Origin of the sequence: Pseudomonas sp. LS.1a, from assembly GCF_022533585.1 — a bacterium.
In the GTDB taxonomy this organism is placed as follows: Bacteria; Pseudomonadota; Gammaproteobacteria; order Pseudomonadales; family Pseudomonadaceae; genus Aquipseudomonas.
This window is the reverse complement of the sequence record NZ_CP092827.1, coordinates 1032355-1049308: the sequence shown is the minus strand read 5'-3', so window position 1 is coordinate 1049308 and position 16954 is coordinate 1032355. Positions and strand designations below refer to the sequence as shown.

Annotated in this window: 21 protein-coding genes; 7 read left to right on the top strand and 14 right to left on the bottom strand. The window is 63.0% G+C overall.

The genetic code is table 11. The features are described from left to right. Window positions 1–284: 284 nt before the first annotated feature. A complete protein-coding gene (gene yejK / locus MKK04_RS04865) occupies window positions 285–1292 on the top strand; it encodes a nucleoid-associated protein YejK (protein WP_207836067.1) in 1008 nt (335 codons plus the stop codon). Window positions 1293–1305: 13 nt separating this feature from the next. Here yejK and MKK04_RS04860 read toward each other — a convergent pair whose 3' ends face one another. Continuing rightward, entirely contained in the window at window positions 1306–1620 is a 315-nt protein-coding gene (locus tag MKK04_RS04860; protein WP_207836086.1) for a GIY-YIG nuclease family protein, read from the bottom strand. Window positions 1621–1681: 61 nt separating this feature from the next. Between MKK04_RS04860 and MKK04_RS04855 the strand changes: the two genes are divergently transcribed. Next, window positions 1682–2530, top strand: a complete 849-nt coding sequence (locus tag MKK04_RS04855) for a hypothetical protein (RefSeq protein ID WP_207836070.1) — start codon at window positions 1682–1684, stop codon at window positions 2528–2530. On the opposite strand, the gene MKK04_RS04850 is transcribed toward MKK04_RS04855, so the two are convergent. The 13 genes from MKK04_RS04850 to MKK04_RS04790 form a co-directional block, all read right to left on the bottom strand. After that, the gene (locus MKK04_RS04850; RefSeq protein ID WP_241106298.1) at window positions 2509–2994 is read right to left on the bottom strand and encodes a nuclear transport factor 2 family protein; all 486 of its coding nucleotides are present in this window, start codon (window positions 2992–2994) and stop codon (window positions 2509–2511) included. The genes MKK04_RS04855 and MKK04_RS04850 overlap by 22 nt on opposite strands. A 179-nt stretch (window positions 2995–3173) precedes the next feature. Beyond that, a complete protein-coding gene (locus tag MKK04_RS04845; RefSeq protein ID WP_241106297.1) occupies window positions 3174–4457 on the bottom strand; it encodes a CynX/NimT family MFS transporter in 1284 nt (427 codons plus the stop codon). A 13-nt stretch (window positions 4458–4470) separates the two neighbouring features. Next, on the bottom strand, window positions 4471–5121 hold the full coding sequence (locus MKK04_RS04840; protein ID WP_207834665.1) for a FadR/GntR family transcriptional regulator: 651 nt from the start codon (window positions 5119–5121) through the stop codon (window positions 4471–4473). A gap of 151 nt (window positions 5122–5272) precedes the next feature. Continuing rightward, entirely contained in the window at window positions 5273–6319 is a 1047-nt protein-coding gene (hisC, locus tag MKK04_RS04835) for a histidinol-phosphate transaminase (RefSeq protein WP_233693883.1), read from the bottom strand. Between the two features lie 2 nt (window positions 6320–6321). Next, window positions 6322–7647: a histidinol dehydrogenase gene (gene hisD, locus MKK04_RS04830; RefSeq protein ID WP_241106296.1), complete on the bottom strand. Its 1326-nt coding sequence runs from the start codon at window positions 7645–7647 to the stop codon at window positions 6322–6324. Between the two features lie 134 nt (window positions 7648–7781). Further along, window positions 7782–8417: an ATP phosphoribosyltransferase gene (gene hisG, locus MKK04_RS04825; protein WP_003257924.1), complete on the bottom strand. Its 636-nt coding sequence runs from the start codon at window positions 8415–8417 to the stop codon at window positions 7782–7784. A 102-nt stretch (window positions 8418–8519) separates the two neighbouring features. Further along, window positions 8520–9785, bottom strand: coding sequence for a UDP-N-acetylglucosamine 1-carboxyvinyltransferase (murA, locus tag MKK04_RS04820; RefSeq protein WP_207834682.1), 1266 nt, complete (start codon window positions 9783–9785; stop codon window positions 8520–8522). 23 nt (window positions 9786–9808) lie between these two features. Continuing rightward, window positions 9809–10048: a BolA family protein gene (locus tag MKK04_RS04815; protein ID WP_003255121.1), complete on the bottom strand. Its 240-nt coding sequence runs from the start codon at window positions 10046–10048 to the stop codon at window positions 9809–9811. 117 nt (window positions 10049–10165) lie between these two features. Beyond that, window positions 10166–10468, bottom strand: a complete 303-nt coding sequence (locus MKK04_RS04810; protein WP_063911368.1) for an STAS domain-containing protein — start codon at window positions 10466–10468, stop codon at window positions 10166–10168. Further along, window positions 10465–11112 carry an MlaC/ttg2D family ABC transporter substrate-binding protein gene (locus MKK04_RS04805; protein ID WP_063911367.1) on the bottom strand — a complete coding sequence of 216 codons (648 nt, stop codon included), beginning with the start codon at window positions 11110–11112 and terminating at the stop codon, window positions 10465–10467. The genes MKK04_RS04810 and MKK04_RS04805 overlap by 4 nt, the downstream gene beginning before the upstream one ends. A gap of 9 nt (window positions 11113–11121) precedes the next feature. Further along, window positions 11122–11607: an outer membrane lipid asymmetry maintenance protein MlaD gene (gene mlaD, locus MKK04_RS04800; RefSeq protein ID WP_003257921.1), complete on the bottom strand. Its 486-nt coding sequence runs from the start codon at window positions 11605–11607 to the stop codon at window positions 11122–11124. After that, window positions 11607–12404 carry a lipid asymmetry maintenance ABC transporter permease subunit MlaE gene (gene mlaE / locus MKK04_RS04795; RefSeq protein ID WP_063911366.1) on the bottom strand — a complete coding sequence of 266 codons (798 nt, stop codon included), beginning with the start codon at window positions 12402–12404 and terminating at the stop codon, window positions 11607–11609. The genes mlaD and mlaE overlap by 1 nt, the downstream gene beginning before the upstream one ends. Then, the gene (locus tag MKK04_RS04790; RefSeq protein ID WP_012270662.1) at window positions 12404–13213 is read right to left on the bottom strand and encodes an ATP-binding cassette domain-containing protein; all 810 of its coding nucleotides are present in this window, start codon (window positions 13211–13213) and stop codon (window positions 12404–12406) included. Before MKK04_RS04790 ends, mlaE begins: the two co-directional genes overlap by 1 nt. A gap of 248 nt (window positions 13214–13461) precedes the next feature. Here MKK04_RS04790 and MKK04_RS04785 point away from each other — a divergent pair, with 248 nt between their 5' ends. The 5 genes from MKK04_RS04785 to lptB are packed head-to-tail and all read left to right on the top strand — an operon-like array spanning window position 13462 to window position 16791. Continuing rightward, window positions 13462–14436 carry a KpsF/GutQ family sugar-phosphate isomerase gene (locus MKK04_RS04785; protein WP_063911365.1) on the top strand — a complete coding sequence of 325 codons (975 nt, stop codon included), beginning with the start codon at window positions 13462–13464 and terminating at the stop codon, window positions 14434–14436. 12 nt (window positions 14437–14448) lie between these two features. Continuing rightward, window positions 14449–14973: a KdsC family phosphatase gene (locus tag MKK04_RS04780; protein WP_207834684.1), complete on the top strand. Its 525-nt coding sequence runs from the start codon at window positions 14449–14451 to the stop codon at window positions 14971–14973. A gap of 8 nt (window positions 14974–14981) precedes the next feature. Further along, the gene (gene lptC / locus MKK04_RS04775; RefSeq protein WP_207834686.1) at window positions 14982–15554 is read left to right on the top strand and encodes an LPS export ABC transporter periplasmic protein LptC; all 573 of its coding nucleotides are present in this window, start codon (window positions 14982–14984) and stop codon (window positions 15552–15554) included. Further along, window positions 15541–16065, top strand: coding sequence for a lipopolysaccharide transport periplasmic protein LptA (gene lptA, locus MKK04_RS04770; RefSeq protein WP_063911362.1), 525 nt, complete (start codon window positions 15541–15543; stop codon window positions 16063–16065). The genes lptC and lptA overlap by 14 nt, the downstream gene beginning before the upstream one ends. Further along, entirely contained in the window at window positions 16066–16791 is a 726-nt protein-coding gene (gene lptB / locus MKK04_RS04765) for an LPS export ABC transporter ATP-binding protein (protein ID WP_003255132.1), read from the top strand. Window positions 16792–16954 lie beyond the last annotated feature (163 nt).

Genomic DNA, 16954 nt, shown 5'->3' with positions numbered 1-16954 from the left:
CCAATCGCGTATGTAGATACGTAAATCGACGTTTGGTTCGACACGACGACAGCACGCTGCCAGCAATGCGCCACACAAGGGGCGCAAGACCGCGCAAAGCTACCACAGGAACGGATAAATATCCGCTGCGCACTTCGATTTAATGCAGGTTTTTCGGGGGTTTTAGCCTAAAACGCACAAATTTGAACAAAAAACGAACAACCGACATTTCTGCCAACATCCGGCCACTGCATCACCTTGTGTCTAAGGTAAACTGGACGACTTTTGCAGCTCGCGAGAATTCCATGCCAATCCGTCATTGCATCGTTCACCTGATCGACAAAAAGCCCGATGGCAGCCCCGCCGTGCTGCATGCCCGCGATTCCGAACTGGCCGCCTCCGACGCCATCGAAAACCTGCTGGCCGACCTCAATGACAGCTACAACGCCAAGCAAGGCAAGGCCTGGGGCTTTTTCCACGGTGAGTCTGGCGCCTACCCGCTGAGTGGCTGGCTGAAACAGTACCTGGACGAAGAAAAGGACTTTACCGCCTTCAGCCGCGTGGCCGTGGAACACCTGCAGAAGCTGATGGAAGAGTCCAACCTGTCCACCGGCGGCCACATCCTGTTTGCCCACTACCAGCAAGGCATGACCGAATACCTGGCGATCGCCCTGCTGCACCACAGCGAAGGCGTGGCGGTGAACGCCGAGCTCGACGTGATGCCTTCGCGCCACCTCGACCTTGGCCAGTTGCACCTGGCAGCGCGCATCAACCTGTCGGAGTGGAAGAACAACCAGAACTCCAGACAGTACATTTCGTTCATCAAGGGCAAGAACGGCAAGAAGGTCTCGGACTACTTCCGCGACTTCATCGGCTGCCAGGAAGGCGTCGACGGCCCGGGTGAAACCCGCACCCTGCTCAAGGCCTTCAGCGACTTCGTCGAGAGCGAAGACCTGCCGGAAGAGTCCGCCCGCGAAAAAACCCAGACCCTGGTCGAGTACGCCACTACCCAGACCAAGCTGGGCGAGCCGGTAACCCTTGAAGAGCTGTCCAGCCTGATCGACGAGGACCGGCCCAAGGCGTTCTACGACCACATCCGCAACAAGGACTACGGCCTGTCGCCGGAAATCCCCGCGGACAAGCGCACTCTCAACCAGTTCCGCCGTTTCACCGGGCGTGCCGAGGGGCTGTCGATCAGCTTCGAAGCGCACCTGCTGGGGGATAAGGTCGAATATGACGAAGCGGCAGGGACCTTGATCATCAAGGGCCTTCCGACCACCTTGGTGGATCAGTTGAAGCGGCGCAAGGACTGAGCGCGAAGCGGCCCTAAATAGCGGAAGACACAGCCTCATAGGAGGCCACCAGCGCCTCCTTCGCCGACTTGCGCAGCCGCTTCACCAGCCGCTCCTGGCGCAATGCTTCGCCCTTGTCCGGCCATTGCTCCACATACACCAGCGCCTGGGCCGGGCTGGTCTTGAAGTAACGCGCGCCCTGCCCTTTCTGGTGCGCCAGAAAACGCCGCTGCGGGTCATCGCTGATACCGCAATACAGCGATCCATTGGCAGCCCTTACCAAGTAGACATACCAGGGTTTTACTGCCTGATCCGGCACTTTTTCACTCACGACGCCTGCTCTTTCCATCATTAATTTGGTGAGCCCACCCCAAAAGGGCTTCATCATGCTCACTTCAGTATCCCGCACCTTGCTTGCCGCTGCCCTCTGGGCCGGCGTATCCACCGCCCAGGCCTCCATCGGCGCCCAGACCGCCAAGCAGTTGCAGAAAAACTACGACTCCACGCCCGCGCAGTGCCAGGGCAACGCGGTACCTGCCCACGCCTGTTCGGGCGTTTTACTAAGGTCAACCAGACCTTCACCGCTTTATCACTCCTGGCATCATAGCCAGAACAGCAAGGACAAAGGCGGCGTATCGTTCTCTTACCTGCGCGCCGACATTCCCACCACGCAGCTGGCTGCCGACGGCCGTAGCGGCTTTACCCTGTACCCGCTGCTGCAACGCCCGAAAGAGAGCTTGCGCTACGAAATGCTATGCGCCTGGCCCACTGACGGTGATACCTGGGAGCGTGACAACCGCGGTTGCGGCGACAATCGGCAGACAGCCGCAACCGAAGCGGCCTGCCATGAACAGGGGGTACTCACTGCCGAGCAGTGGATGGAGCGCTTCCGGCAAAGCGGCGACTACAAGGCCCAGTGTGCATTCGATATCCGCCGGGCGCGGGTGCCTGAGCGGGCTGACGCCTTCTACCAGAGCATACGTGCCAAACAGTTGTTTGCGCCTGAATTACCTTTCCCGTGGAACGAAGTAGTGATCGGTGCGTGGGACGAAGAGCAGTCCAGCAGGCTGCCAATCCAGTCGTTCTTCCATATCGAAGGTGCTTACGGCGCATTGCAACAAGCTCAGGCCGATCAGCAGGATTGGCACAGGACCAACGGCACATTCATACCCGTCATTCGTATTCGCCTACCGAACGGCCTCGATGAACGTGCCGCCTTCAGCTATCACGAGAGTGATCAGGCAGTAGCGCTGCCTTGAGCATGCTGGTACGCCCGCAGGCCTTTGAATGCCTGCTGGCGTACCTTGTTCTGCACCAGCGGCGTCCAGCCCAGCAGCACGCCAGGCACTCCCAGCGCCTGGCGCGTCCAGCGCCACAAGTCGAAGTGGTCATCGTGCTGGCAGATCAGCCCGTCACGGATCACGAAACGCGCCTGGATATCGTTGACCACGGTGCGACCGGTCTGGCTGAACAGGTAGGTGGCCACCCAGTGCGCTCCACCACTGCGCTCGTCAGCGCGGACGTTATCGAAGGTCAGGGTGAAGTCCTTGGCGCGGCTGGTCAGCATCCGCCACATGTCGCCTGCATCCTTGCCACGCAGGGTGCCGAAGACCGGGTCGCTGAAGACGATATCATCGCTGTAGCAGGCGACCATGGCCTCGGCGTCCAGGCGCTGGAAGGCCTGGTAGAAACGGGTGATCAGGTCGTGGTTGGCATCGCTCATGAGGGCTGGTCCATCCTGGGAGTCAAAGCAGCACGATAATCTGCCCCGGTTGCTTATGCCAGTACCGGCCCCTTCGCGGGTGAACCCGCTCCCACAGGGATCGCACACATCTTGAAAATTGTGCAGTAGCTGTGGGAGCGGGTTCACCCGCGAAAGGGCCGGCACTGCCAACATCAACTTCAGACTTTCTCGCTGCTCACCTGCACACCATGCAAAGCCCGCCCGGCCCCCAGGCCGAACACGAGGGCACCCGCCCCCAGCACGGCGAAAATCCACCCCACTGCCGCCCAGCCCCCGGTCAGGTCATGCACCAGCCCCACCGCGAACGGTCCCATCGACGCCAGCGTGTACCCCACTCCCTGCGCCATGCTCGACAGGTTTGCCGCCACATGGGCATCCTTCGAGCGCAGCACGATCAAGGTCAGCGCCAGGGCAAAGGTACCGCCCTGCCCCAGGCCCAGCACCACCGCCCAGCCCCACAGCCCGGAAAGTGGCGCATACAGGCAACCGAACAGGCCAGCCAGGGTAATCAGCATGACCAGCACGATCGCCAGGCGCTGGTCCTTGCCGCGCGTGGCCAGCCAGGGCGCACTGAGCGAACTGACCAGTTGCACGATCACCGACCCCGACAGCACCAGCCCCGCTTCGGTCGGGCTCAGGCCGCGGCCGATCAGGATCGATGGCAACCAGCCGAAGACGATGTAAGCCAGCGAAGACTGCAGGCCCATGTACAGGGTCACCTGCCAGGCCAGCGGATCACGCCAAAGCCCACGCACGCGATAGGCCACCTTGTGCAGACCATGGCCCTGGCGGGCTTGCGGCAGCCATACCAGCATGGCCAGCACGGCCGGCAGCACCCAGAAACCCAGCCCCAGCGCCCAGCTGTCGTAGAAATGCCGGGCCAGAGGTACCGTGGCACCCGCCGCCATGGCGGCGCCCAGGCACAACGCCATGGTGTACACGCCGGTCAGGGTGCCAGCATGCTGCGGGAAGTCGCGCTTGACTATACCCGGCAACAGCACGCCAATAATGCCAATACTGGCCCCCGCCATCAGGCTGCCAAGGAACACCCCGATAGCGCCAAAGGTGCTGCGCACCAAAATGCCCAGCGCCAGGGTGACGAGGATGCCGAGGATCACCCGCTCGCTGCCAAAGCGCCGCGCCAGCACCGGCGCCAAGGGGGCGAACAGGCCCAGGCACAGCACCGGCAGGGTGGTGAGCAAACCGGCCTGCGCAGCATTCAGCCCCAAACCTTCGGATACCTGGCCCAGCACCGGCGCCATGCTCGACAGCGCCGGACGCAGGTTCAAGGCCACCAGCACCAGGCCCAGCAGCAACAGCCAGGGCCGCCGCACGACCACTGGCTGCTGCTGGACCTGCTCGTCGTCCGCCTCGGCGTCGATCAGCAGCTCATCGAGGTCCCGCTCGTTCGGTGGGGTGTTACGGGTGATGGATTCAGCCATGGCCTTCTCAGAGTCAGGATTCGATAAGGGTACGGCTCAGGCGCTTGGCCTGCTCCGCATCGCGTTGCTCGATGGCGGCGAGGATTTGCCCATGCAGGTCGAACGTGGCCTGGCAGCGCGGCACAGTCGCCATGTTGTGCTGCAGCGCGGCAGCCACCACACCGGAAAAGTACCGGTACAGTTCACTCAGGGCCGGGTTATGGGCGGCATCGACCAGCCGCTGGTGAAACACCAGGTCGCAGGCCACATAGGCATCGATATCACCGTGAAAATGTCCGGCACTGCTGGCCAGAGCATCACGCAGCGCTTGCAGGTCGGCGTCGGTACGGCGCAGTGCGGCCAGGCCGATGGCTTCGGCTTCGAGGATGTGCCGGGTTTCACGGGCCTGCTCGTGCGTGCAACGGGACATCGCCTGCACCGCCTGCAGCGGATCCTGGGCCGTGCGCAGGTAACTGCCGTCGCCCTGGCGGATCTCCACCAGGCCACTGAACGCCAGCACGCGCATGGCCTCGCGTACGGTGTTGCGGCTGATGCCCAACTGCAGGGCAAGTTCCGGCTCGGTCGGCAAACGCTGGCCAACCTGCCAGTCGCCCAGCTCGATGCGTTCACGCATGCGCTCGACGGCCAGTTCGACCAGGGAGCGCTTGGTCAATTCGGTACTCATGCAACTCAACCAATCATCCGATGAATCTGGTCAGCATAATGTATACCGGCAATACAGCAAACACTGATGGTTTCTGCCGATAGCGGAAATCCCTGTGGGAGCGGGCACGCCCGCTCCCACAAGGGCCGCGTCACGGCAGCTTGCAATACCGTCAGTTCAACGCATCAAGCAGCGCCTGGTTCATCTCTGGCGTACCGATGGTAATGCGCAGGAACTGGGCAATGCGCGGCTGCTTGAAGTGGCGCACGATCACGCCCTGCTCGCGCAGGCGTGCAGCCAGCTCGCCAGCATCCTGCTGCGGATGGCGGGCGAAGATGAAGTTGGCAGCCGAAGGCAGCACTTCAAAGCCCTTGGCCCGCAGCTGCCCGACCAATACCTCGCGGCTGTCGATCACCTTGCGGCAGGTTTGCTCGAAGTATTCGCGGTCCTCGAACGCCACCGCCGCGCCGACGATCGCCGCACGGTCCAACGGGTAGGAGTTGAAGCTGTTCTTGATACGCTCCAGCGCCTCGATCAGGTCCGGGTGCCCCACCGCCAGGCCAACCCGCAGCCCGGCCAGCGAACGCGACTTCGACAGGGTCTGGGTGACCAGCAGGTTGTCGTAGCGGTTGACCAGGCTGATGGCCGTTTCGCCACCGAAGTCGATGTAGGCCTCATCGATCACCACCACCGAATCACGATTGGCCTGCAGCAACTGCTCCACCGCCTGCAGCGGCATCAGGCAGCCGGTCGGCGCGTTGGGGTTGGGGAAGATGATGCCGGCGTTGGGCTTGTTGTAGTCCTCGATGCGGATCTGGAACTGCTCGTCCAGCGCCACCTGCTCGAAGGCGATACCGTACAGGCCGCAGTAGACCGGGTAGAAGCTGTAGCTGATGTCCGGGAACAGCAGCGGTGCGTCGTGCTGGAACAGGCCGTGGAAGATGTGCGCCAGTACCTCGTCCGAGCCGTTACCGACAAACACTTGTGCCGGAGTCACGCCGTAGTACTCGGCCACCGCCTGCTTCAGCCGGTCACCGTTCGGGTCCGGGTACAGGCGCAGGTTGTCGTTCAGCTCGCCGCGCATGGCCTCCAGCGCCTTGGGTGACGGGCCGTAGGGGTTTTCGTTGGTGTTCAGCTTGACCAGACGGGCCAGCTTGGGCTGCTCGCCCGGCACGTAAGGCACCAGGTCCTTGACGAAGGGGCTCCAGAATCGACTCATGCTCAGTTCCCCTTCTCTTGGGTCAGGATGCGGTATTCAGCGCTGCGGGCGTGGGCGGTCAGCGACTCGCCACGGGCCAGGACCGAGGCGGTATGGCCCAGTTCGGACGCGCCCTGCTCGGAGCAGTAAATGATCGACGAACGCTTCTGGAAGTCATACACCCCCAGCGGCGACGAGAAACGCGCGGTGCCGGAAGTCGGCAGCACGTGGTTGGGGCCGGCGCAGTAGTCGCCCAGCGCTTCGCTGGTGTGGCGGCCCATGAAGATCGCGCCAGCGTGGCGGATGTGTGGCAGCCAGGCCTGCGGGTCGGCCACCGACAGCTCCAGGTGCTCCGGTGCGATGCGGTTGGCCACTTCCATGGCCTGCTGCATGTCGCGCACCTGGATCAGCGCGCCACGGCCATTGATCGACTTCTCGATGATCTCGGCACGCTCCATGGTCGGCAGCAGCTTGTCGATGCTGGCGGCAACGCGGTCGAGGAAGGCGGCATCGGGGCTGACCAGGATGGCCTGGGCATCTTCGTCGTGCTCAGCCTGGGAGAACAGGTCCATGGCGATCCAGTCCGGGTCGGTCTGGCCGTCGCACACCACAAGGATTTCCGACGGGCCGGCGATCATGTCGATACCCACCTGGCCGAACACGTGGCGCTTGGCGGTGGCGACGTAGATGTTGCCCGGGCCGACGATCTTGTCCACCTGCGGCACGCTTTCGGTACCGTAGGCCAGCGCGGCCACAGCCTGGGCGCCACCGACGGTGAACACCCGGTCGACACCGGCGATGCAGGCAGCCGCCAGCACCAGCTCGTTGACCTCGCCACGCGGGGTCGGCACCACCATCACCACCTCGGCCACTCCGGCAACCTTGGCCGGGATGGCGTTCATCAGCACCGACGACGGGTACGACGCCTTGCCGCCCGGCACATACAGGCCGGCGCGGTCCAGCGGGGTGACCTTCTGGCCGAGCACGGTGCCGTCGGCTTCGGTGTACTGCCAGGAGTCCTGCTTCTGCCGCTCGTGGTACATGCGCACACGGTTGGCGGCCTTTTCCAGGGCTTCACGCTGGGCCGGGGTAATGCGGGTCAGGGCCAGTTCCAGGCGCGCGCGATCGAGGATCAGGTCGTCAATCGACTTGGCGTCGACACCATCGAAACGCTGGGTGAACTCCACCAATGCCGCATCGCCACGCTCACGCACGGCCTTGATGATGTCGAGCACGCGCTGGTTGACCGCGTCATCGGACACACTTTCCCAGCTCAGCAGATGATCCAGATGTCGGGCGAAATCCGGATCAGCAGCGTTGAGACGGGCAATTGCAGTGGACACGGTCATGGCGAGGGCCTCGATTATTGGCGAATGCTCAGGCGCCCTAGGCTACCAGTCCATCCGCGCGGGCACCCGAGAAAAATGGCTATGACGCGGATAGACGGGCGCGACAGCAAAGGCCGCGCACAGTCGGTAGAGAGTCAGCCGCGGTGTCGCGATTCGACCGCACCGCGCAGCGTGTCGATCAGGCTCTGGATACGGGCGTGCTGCATTTTCATGGAGGCCTTGTTGACCACCAGGCGCGAGCTGATCGTGGCGATCAGTTCCTGGGGCTCCAGGCCGTTGGCACGCAGGGTATTGCCGGTGTCGACCACGTCGATGATCTTGTCGGCGAGGTTGATCAGCGGTGCCAGTTCCATCGAGCCGTACAGCTTGATGATGTCGACCTGGCGGCCCTGTTCGGCGTAGTAGCGCTTGGCTACGTTGACGAACTTGGTTGCCACGCGCAGACGGCCCTTGGGCTCGGGTGCGCCGACCACGCCAGCGGTCATCAGCTTGCAACGGGCAATCTGCAGGTCCAGGGGCTCGTACAGGCCCTGGCCGCCGTACTCCATCAGCACATCCTTGCCGGCCACACCCAGGTCGGCGGCACCATGCTCGACATAGGTCGGCACGTCGGTGGCACGCACGATCAGCAGGCGCACATCGTCCTGCGTGGTGGGGATGATCAGTTTGCGGCTCTTGTCCGGGTTCTCGGTCGGCACGATACCGGCCTCGGCCAGCAACGGCAGGGTATCGTCGAGAATACGGCCTTTGGAAAGCGCGATGGTCAACATTGGAACGTCGGTCCTTAAGCGGCTACTGCCGGCCGGGCGTCGAGCCCGACCGCATTCAATTCGTTATGCGGGAGCGGGCAAGCCCACTCCCGCAGCAGACGACTAGCCCGGTACGCGACGAATCTTCGCGCCCAGCATCTGCAGTTTTTCTTCGATGCACTCGTAACCACGGTCGATGTGGTAGATGCGATCGATCAGGGTATCGCCTTCGGCTACCAGCGCCGACAGCACCAGGCTGGCGGAAGCACGCAGGTCGGTGGCCATTACCGGGGCCCCCTTCAGCGCCTTGACGCCAGTGACGATGGCAGTGTTGCCTTCGACCTGGATCTGCGCGCCCATGCGGTGCATTTCGTAGACGTGCATGAAGCGGTTTTCGAAGATCGTCTCGATCACCGCGCCAGTACCTTCGGCAATGGCGTTGAGCGAGATGAACTGCGCCTGCATGTCGGTCGGGAACGCCGGGTACGGGGCAGTACGCAGGTTGACGGCTTTCGGCCGCTTGCCGTGCATGTCCAGCTCGATCCAGTCCTCGCCGGTGTTGATGTCGGCGCCGGCTTCCTTGAGTTTTTCCAGTACGGCTTCAAGGATGGTCGGGTCGGTGTCCTTGACCTTGACGCGGCCACCGGTCACGGCAGCGGCAACCAGGTAGGTACCGGTCTCGATACGGTCCGGCATCACGCGGTAGCTGGCCGAGTGCAGGCGCTCGACGCCATCGATGGTGATAGTGTCGGTACCAGCGCCCTGGACCTTGCCGCCCATGGCGTTGATGAAGTTGGCCAGGTCGACCACTTCCGGCTCGCGCGCGGCGTTCTGCAGCACGCTGCGGCCGTTGGCCAGGGCAGCGGCCATCATGATGTTCTCGGTACCGGTCACGCTGACGGTGTCGAAGAAGAAGTGCGCACCGCGCAGGCCACCCTCAGGTGCCTTGGCCTTGATGTAGCCGCCTTCGACTTCGATCTTCGCGCCCATGGCCTCGAGGCCACGGATGTGCAGGTCGACCGGGCGCGAGCCAATGGCGCAACCGCCAGGCAACGCCACTTCGGCCTCACCGAAACGGGCGACCATCGGCCCCAGCACCAGGATCGAGGCGCGCATGGTCTTGACCAGCTCGTAAGGCGCGACCAGGGTCTTGATGGTGCGTGGGTCGATCTCCACCGCCAGCTTTTCGTCGATCACCGGCTCGATGCCCATGCGGCCGAACAGCTCGATCATGGTGGTGATGTCGTGCAGGTGCGGCAGGTTGCCCACGGTGACCGGGCCGTCAGCCAGCAGGGTCGCCGCCAGAATCGGCAGGGCTGCGTTCTTCGCGCCCGAAATACGGATCTCGCCATCAAGGCAAGCGCCGCCAGTAATAATCAGTTTGTCCATTGGAATCTCGCCGCCACGTTGGCTCAGGTGCGCTCAGCCCAGGCTGCGCTGCTGAAAAATTTCATGGTTACCGCATGGATGCTGCCATTGGCGATCCACGGATTCAGGTGAGCATAGATCGCCTGCTGGCGTTTGACCGGGCTCAGGCCAGCCAACTCGTCGCTGATCACGTTCAACTGGAAGTTGCAGCCTTCGCCTTCAACTTCGACCCGGGAACCCGGCAATTTCTCTTCAAGGAAGCTTTTAACTTCTACGGCCTGCATGCTCAACCTCAATCGGCGCCCGATGCGCACGGGTCGGCCATCATACAAAAAAGCCCCTCGCCTGCGAAGCCCAACGAGGGCTTCGCTGACCGAGGGGCCATCACAGGTGGCGAGCCATCAGGTTGCCAGCACTTCATCGAGGTCATAGACCTCGGCAATTTCCCGCATGTCGTCGGGCATGCTGCGTACCTGGCAGCCCTTGCCGGCGGCCTGGGCATCGCGCATGAAGGCCAGCAGCAACGACAGGCCGACACTGGTGGAGCGCTGCACCGCCGAGCAATCGAGTACCAGCTGCACCTCGCGGCAGGCCGCGATCAGTGCCTTGCCCTGCTTGCGCAGGGCCGGCCCGCTGCGGTAGTCCAGCACACCGGCCAGGCGCAACACGCCCGGCTCGGCCATGCTTACACCGGCCTCACTCATTTGACGGTCTTCTCTGGCGAGTTGTCGGCGGCCTGCTTGGCCTTGGCCACTTCGCCGGCCCAGCCGTCGATGGTCTTGTCCAGATCGTTGCCATTGCGCTGCATGGCGTCGGCGAACTGGTCGCGGAACAGCTTGCCGATGTTGATGCCGTTGACGATCACGTTACGCACCTTCCACTCGCCGCCGATGTTTTCCATGGTGTACTGCACCGGATACACGGCACCGTTGTTGCCAGTGACCTTCATGCCGACGCTGGCGCGTTTGCCGTCATCAGCCTTGGCCGGGTCGACTGCGATGCCCTGGTTGTTGTACTCGAGCAGGGCATTGCCATAGAACTGCATCAGGCTGCGCTTGAAGTTTTCCTGGAAGCGCTGCATCTGCTCAGGGGTGGCCTTGCGCGAGTACTTGACGGTCATGATGCTTTTGGAAATACCGTCGGCATCCACCACGGGGCCGAGGATGCGGTTCAGCGCATCGTAGAAGGCATTGGGGTTGGACTTGTACTGTTCCTTGTTGGCCTTCAGGTCACCCAGCAGTTCCGTGGTTGTGCCCTGGATCACATCGTGTGGGGTCTGCGCAGCCATGGTCAGCAGGGGGAAGGCCGCCAGCAGGACCAGCAGGCCACGTCGCAGGATGGAAATCATGGAAACTCCTTAATTAGCCGGTTGCGCTTCTTTAGGTTCCTTGCCAACGGAGTTGAGCAGGAACTTGCCAATCAGATCTTCCAGCACCAGCGCCGACTGGGTGTCGTGGATGGTCCCGCCATCCTTGAGCACCTGGTCTTCACCGCCCACGCTGATGCCGATGTACTTCTCGCCAAGCAACCCGGCGGTCAGGATCGAGGCAGTGGAGTCGGTCGGCAGGTTGTCCACCGACTTGTCCAGCTGCAGCGTCACCCGACCGGTGTAGGAATCACGGTCCAGATCGATGGCGGTAACCTTGCCGATGGTCACACCGGCCATGGTCACTTTAGCTCTGACCGTCAAACCGGCGATATTGTCGAAGTAGGCATAAACTTTATAGGTATCGCTGCTCGGGCTGGCCGACAGCCCGCTGACACGCAGTGCCAGCAGCAGCAGCGCCAGGATCCCGGCCAGGAGGAACAGGCCGACACCGATTTCCAGGGTGCGGTTTTGCATCAGAAATCTCCAAACATCAAGGCGGTCAGAATAAAGTCCAGACCCAGCACTGCCAACGAGGCATAGACCACGGTCTTGGTGGTGGCACGGCTGATCCCTTCTGAGGTGGGCTCACAGTCGTACCCCTGGAATACGGCGATCCAGGTCGTGACAAAGGCGAATACCAGGCTCTTGATCAGCCCGTTGAGCACGTCGTCGGTAAACGAAACACTGTTCTGCATGTTGGCCCAGAACGAGCCCTCGTAGACGCCCAGCCAGTCCACCGCCACCCACGAGCCACCCCAGATGCCGACCACGCTGAAAATCAGCGCCAGCAACGGCAGCGAGATGAAGCCGGCCCACAGGCGTGGCGCGACGATGTACTTGAGCGGGTCGACGCCGATCATTTCCAGGCTCGACAACTGCTCGGTCGACTTCATGTTGCCGATTTCGGCGGTCAGCGCCGAACCGGCACGGCCGGCAAACAGCAGCGCCGTCACCACCGGGCCGAGCTCTCGCAACAGGGTCAGGGCGACCATCTGCCCCACCGCCTGCTCCGAGCCGTACTTGGTCAGGATGCTGAAGCCCTGCAGCGCCAGCACCATGCCGATGAACACGCCGGACACGACGATGATCGCCAGCGACAGCACGCCCACCGAGTACAGCTGCCTGATCAGCAGCTGGAAGCCGCCGCCGATACCGCCACGGCCAATCAGCGCATGGAACAGGAACAGGCAGGAACGCCCCAGCACCGCCAGCACGTCGATTGCCGAGCGGCCCAGCAGGCGGACACGTTCGAGTAAGGATTTTCTGCGCATCAACGCGCCCCCAGCAAGTCGGCGCGGTAGTCAGGCGCAGGGAAGTGGAAAGGTACCGGGCCGTCCGGGTCGCCCTTCATGAACTGGCGAATGCGCGGGTTGTCCGAGCCCATCAGCTCGTCAGGCGTCCCCTGGCCCAGCACCTGGCCGTCACCTACCACATAGATGTAGTCGGCGATGCTGGCGGTTTCCGCCAGGTCGTGGGAAACGACGATGCTGGTGATACCCAGGGCATCATTGAGCAGGCGGATCAGGCGCACCAATACACCCATGGCGATCGGGTCCTGGCCGACGAACGGTTCGTCGTACATGAGGATCTGCGGGTCCAGGGCAATCGCCCGGGCCAGTGCCACCCGGCGTTTCATGCCACCGGACAGTTCGTCGGGCATCAGGTCGATGGCACCGCGCAGCCCCACGGCCTGCAGTTTCATCAGCACGATATCGCGGATCATTTCGTCCGACAGCTGGGTGTGCACGCGCAGCGGGAACGCAACGTTCTCGAACACATCGAGATCGGTGAACAGCGCGCCGCTCTGGAACAGCACCCCCATTTGCTTGCGGGCGTCGAACAGGTCGCTGCGCGACAACGTCGGCAGGTTCTGCCCGGCAACCCAGACCTCACCGCTGGAAGGGCGCAACTGCGCGCCCATCAGGCGGAGCAACGTGGTCTTGCCGCAACCCGATGGCCCCATGATACCGGTGACCTTGCCGCGCGGGATGCGAATGTCGACGTTGCTGAAAATGCTGCGCGAACCGCGTTTGAAGGTAACCCCCTTCAACTCGACCGCGTAGGCGCTATCCACACTCATCTAGACTCCTTGCTGGTGCAGCCTCGTCCTTATGGACGTCGGCCTCCATCTGGAAGGCACAAGCGCCCCTGGCAGGCCGAATAGCGGCGAACTATAGCACCGCTGGCAGCGCCGCCCCAAGGTCGGCTAACGAGTCGTTCAGCCCTGCGACAGGCTGACGAGACATTCGCCACGGCAATCGAAAGCGTGAGGGTTTCTTTCATTGCAGCTATAATCGCCGCCTTTTCATCAGGCATTGCTTTTTCGACATGAGCCAATCCAGCGAGCTGATCCAATCCGCCCAACGCACCCTGCGCCTGGAACTCGAGGCCGTAGAGGCCCTGCTGGCGCGCATCGACGACAATTTCGTCAAGGCCTGCGAACTGATCCTGGCCAGCAAGGGCCGGGTCGTCGTGGTCGGCATGGGCAAGTCCGGACACATCGGCAACAAGATCGCCGCCACCCTGGCCAGCACCGGCACACCGGCGTTTTTCGTGCACCCGGCCGAAGCCAGCCATGGCGACATGGGCATGATCACCCGCGATGATGTCATCCTTGCCCTGTCGAACTCCGGCAGCACCGCCGAAATCGTCACCCTGCTGCCGCTGATCAAGCGCCTGGGCATCAAGCTGATCAGCCTGACCGGCAACCCGGACTCACCCCTGGCCCAGGCTGCCGAGGTCAACCTCGACGCCCGCGTCGAGCAGGAGGCCTGCCCGCTGAACCTGGCCCCCACCTCCTCCACCACCGCATCGCTGGTGCTGGGCGATGCGCTCGCCATTGCCCTGCTCGAAGCCCGCGGCTTCACCGCCGAGGACTTTGCCTTCTCGCACCCGGGTGGTGCGCTGGGCCGCCGCCTGCTGCTCAAGGTGGAGAACGTGATGCACGCCGGCGACGAACTGCCCAAGGTGCCCCGTGGCACCCTGCTCAAGGACGCACTCCTTGAAATGTCCCGCAAAGGCCTGGGCATGACCGTGATCGTCGAAGCCGACGGCAAGCTGGCCGGGATCTTCACCGACGGCGACCTGCGCCGCAGCCTGGACCGCAACATCGACGTCCATACCACCCTGATCGACCAGGTCATGACCGTGCACGGCAAGACGGCCCGCGCCGAAATGCTCGCGGCCGAGGCCCTGAAGATCATGGAGGACCACAAGATCGGCGCCCTGGTGGTGGTGGACCGCGAGGACCGCCCGACCGGTGCCCTGAACATGCACGACCTGCTGCGCGCCGGCGTAATGTAAAGGAGCGATGGAATGAACCAGGACCTCATGCAACGCGGCAAGCACGTCAAGCTGGCAGTGTTCGACGTGGACGGCGTGCTCACCGACGGGCGCCTGTACTTCCTCGAGGACGGCAGCGAGTTCAAGACCTTCAACACCCTCGACGGCCAGGGCATCAAGATGCTCATGGCCTCGGGCGTGACCACGGCGATCATCAGCGGGCGCAAGACCCCGGTGGTCGAGCGCCGGGCGAAGAACCTCGGCATCCCGCACCTGTACCAGGGCCGCGAGGACAAACTGGTGGTGCTGGACGGCCTGCTCGCCGAACTGGGCCTGAGCTATGCTGAAGTGGCCTACCTGGGCGACGACCTGCCCGACCTGCCGGTGATTCGCCGGGTCGCCCTGGGCATGGCGGTGGCCAACGCCGCGCCGTTCGTTCGCCAGCACGCCCATGGCGTGACCCAGGCACGTGGCGGCGAAGGCGCGGCCCGTGAATTCTGCGAACTGATCATGCAGGCCCAGGGCACCCTGGACGCTGCCAACGCCAACTACCTGTAAGGCTGCCCATGTTCAGCAAGAAAGCCCGCAACATTGCGCTGCTCGCGGTGATCGCCGCCCTGCTGGTGGCGATCGGCTACTGGAATGTCAGCCCGGAAAGCTTCCTCGACAAACCGGTGGCCCAGGTCGACGCAAGCGCCATCGACTACTACGCGGTCAACGCCCACAGCGTGCAGTTCCTGCCCGACGGCAAGCTGCAGTACGAAATGACCGCCGACAAGGTCGAACACCTCAAGGCCAGCGAAATCACCCTGCTGACCACGCCGGACCTGCACCTGTACCGCGGTACCGAATACCCGTGGCACGTGCAGAGCACCCGCGCCGAGGTCAACCCGGACGGCAGCGAGGTCGAACTGATCGACAAGGTCCGGGTTGCCCGCACCGACGAAAAGCAGCGTGAAACCATCATTACCAGCTCACGCATGACCGTGTTCCCGCAGAAGCAATATGCGCAGACCGAGCAAGCCGTTAGAATCGACGGCGCCGGTGGCACAACTACGGGCAAAGGAATGAAAGCGTATTTGAAAGAAGGCAAGATGGACTTGCTCTCTAACGTAAGAGGACAGTATGAGGCTCGTTAAAACCCTCCCCCTTTTGCTCAGCCTGAGCGCAGCACTGGGAAGCGCGAGCGCCCTCGCCCTGCCGAATGACCGTGACCAGCCTATCCGCATCCAGGCCGACAACGCCCACCTGGACGACAAGCAGGGCGTGGCCACCTACACCGGCGACGTGATCATCACCCAGGGTTCGATGATGATCAAAGGCAACACCGTGACCATCACCCGCTCCGCCTCCGGCGATATCGACGTGGTGACCTCGGTGGGCAACCTGGCCTACTTCGAGCAGCAGCAGAGCGCGGCCAAGCCGGACAAGATGAAAGGCTGGGGCGTGACCATCCAGTACCAGTCGCAGAAGGACCTGGTGATCCTCACCGACCGCGCCAAGGTCGAGAACGAAGGCAACACCACCGAAGGCGAGAAGATCGTCTACAACACCCAGACCCAGGTGGCGACCGCCGGTCGTGGTGGCAACGTGACCTCGCCGCGTCAGCGTATCGACATGGTGATCCAGCCCAAGAAGAAGGCCGAGTAAATGGCAACCCTCAAAGCCCAGCACCTGGCCAAGAGCTACAAGGGGCGGCAAGTCGTACGTGATGTCAGCCTGTCGATCGACAGCGGCCAGATCGTCGGCCTGCTCGGCCCCAACGGCGCCGGCAAGACCACTTGCTTCTACATGATCGTCGGCCTGGTCCAGGCCGAGCAGGGGCGCGTGCTGATCGACAACCTCGATGTCAGCCACCAGCCCATGCACGGGCGCGCCCGCGCCGGCATCGGCTACCTGCCGCAGGAAGCCTCGATCTTCCGCAAGCTGTCGGTGGCCGACAACATCATGGCCATCCTCGAGACCCGCAAGGACCTCGACCGCGACGGCCGGCGCAAAGAGCTGGAAAGCCTGCTGCAGGAGTTCCACATCAGCCACATCCGCGACAACCTCGGCATGAGCCTGTCCGGCGGTGAGCGCCGCCGCGTGGAAATTGCCCGCGCGCTGGCGACCGCGCCCAAGTTCATCCTGCTGGACGAACCCTTCGCCGGTGTCGACCCGATCTCGGTCGGCGACATCAAGCAGATCATCCACCACCTCAAGGCCAAGGGCATCGGTGTACTGATCACCGACCACAACGTGCGTGAGACCCTGGATATCTGCGAAACCGCCTATATCGTCAATGATGGCCGGTTGATCGCCGAAGGCGACGCCGAAACCATCCTGGCCAACGACCTGGTCAAAGAGGTTTACCTGGGCCACGAGTTCCGGCTCTGAGCCCGGCACGCGCCTGGAGTACTGGCAAATCGCCCTGAAACAGCGGGTAAAGTTGTTACAGTGCTCTAGGCAAACGCTACAATTTAAGGCATAAAACTTGCTTGATCTGGCGCCCCGGCGCCCTCGTGTAGTGGATGGCGCATGCGCGCCGGCGAACAAGGTA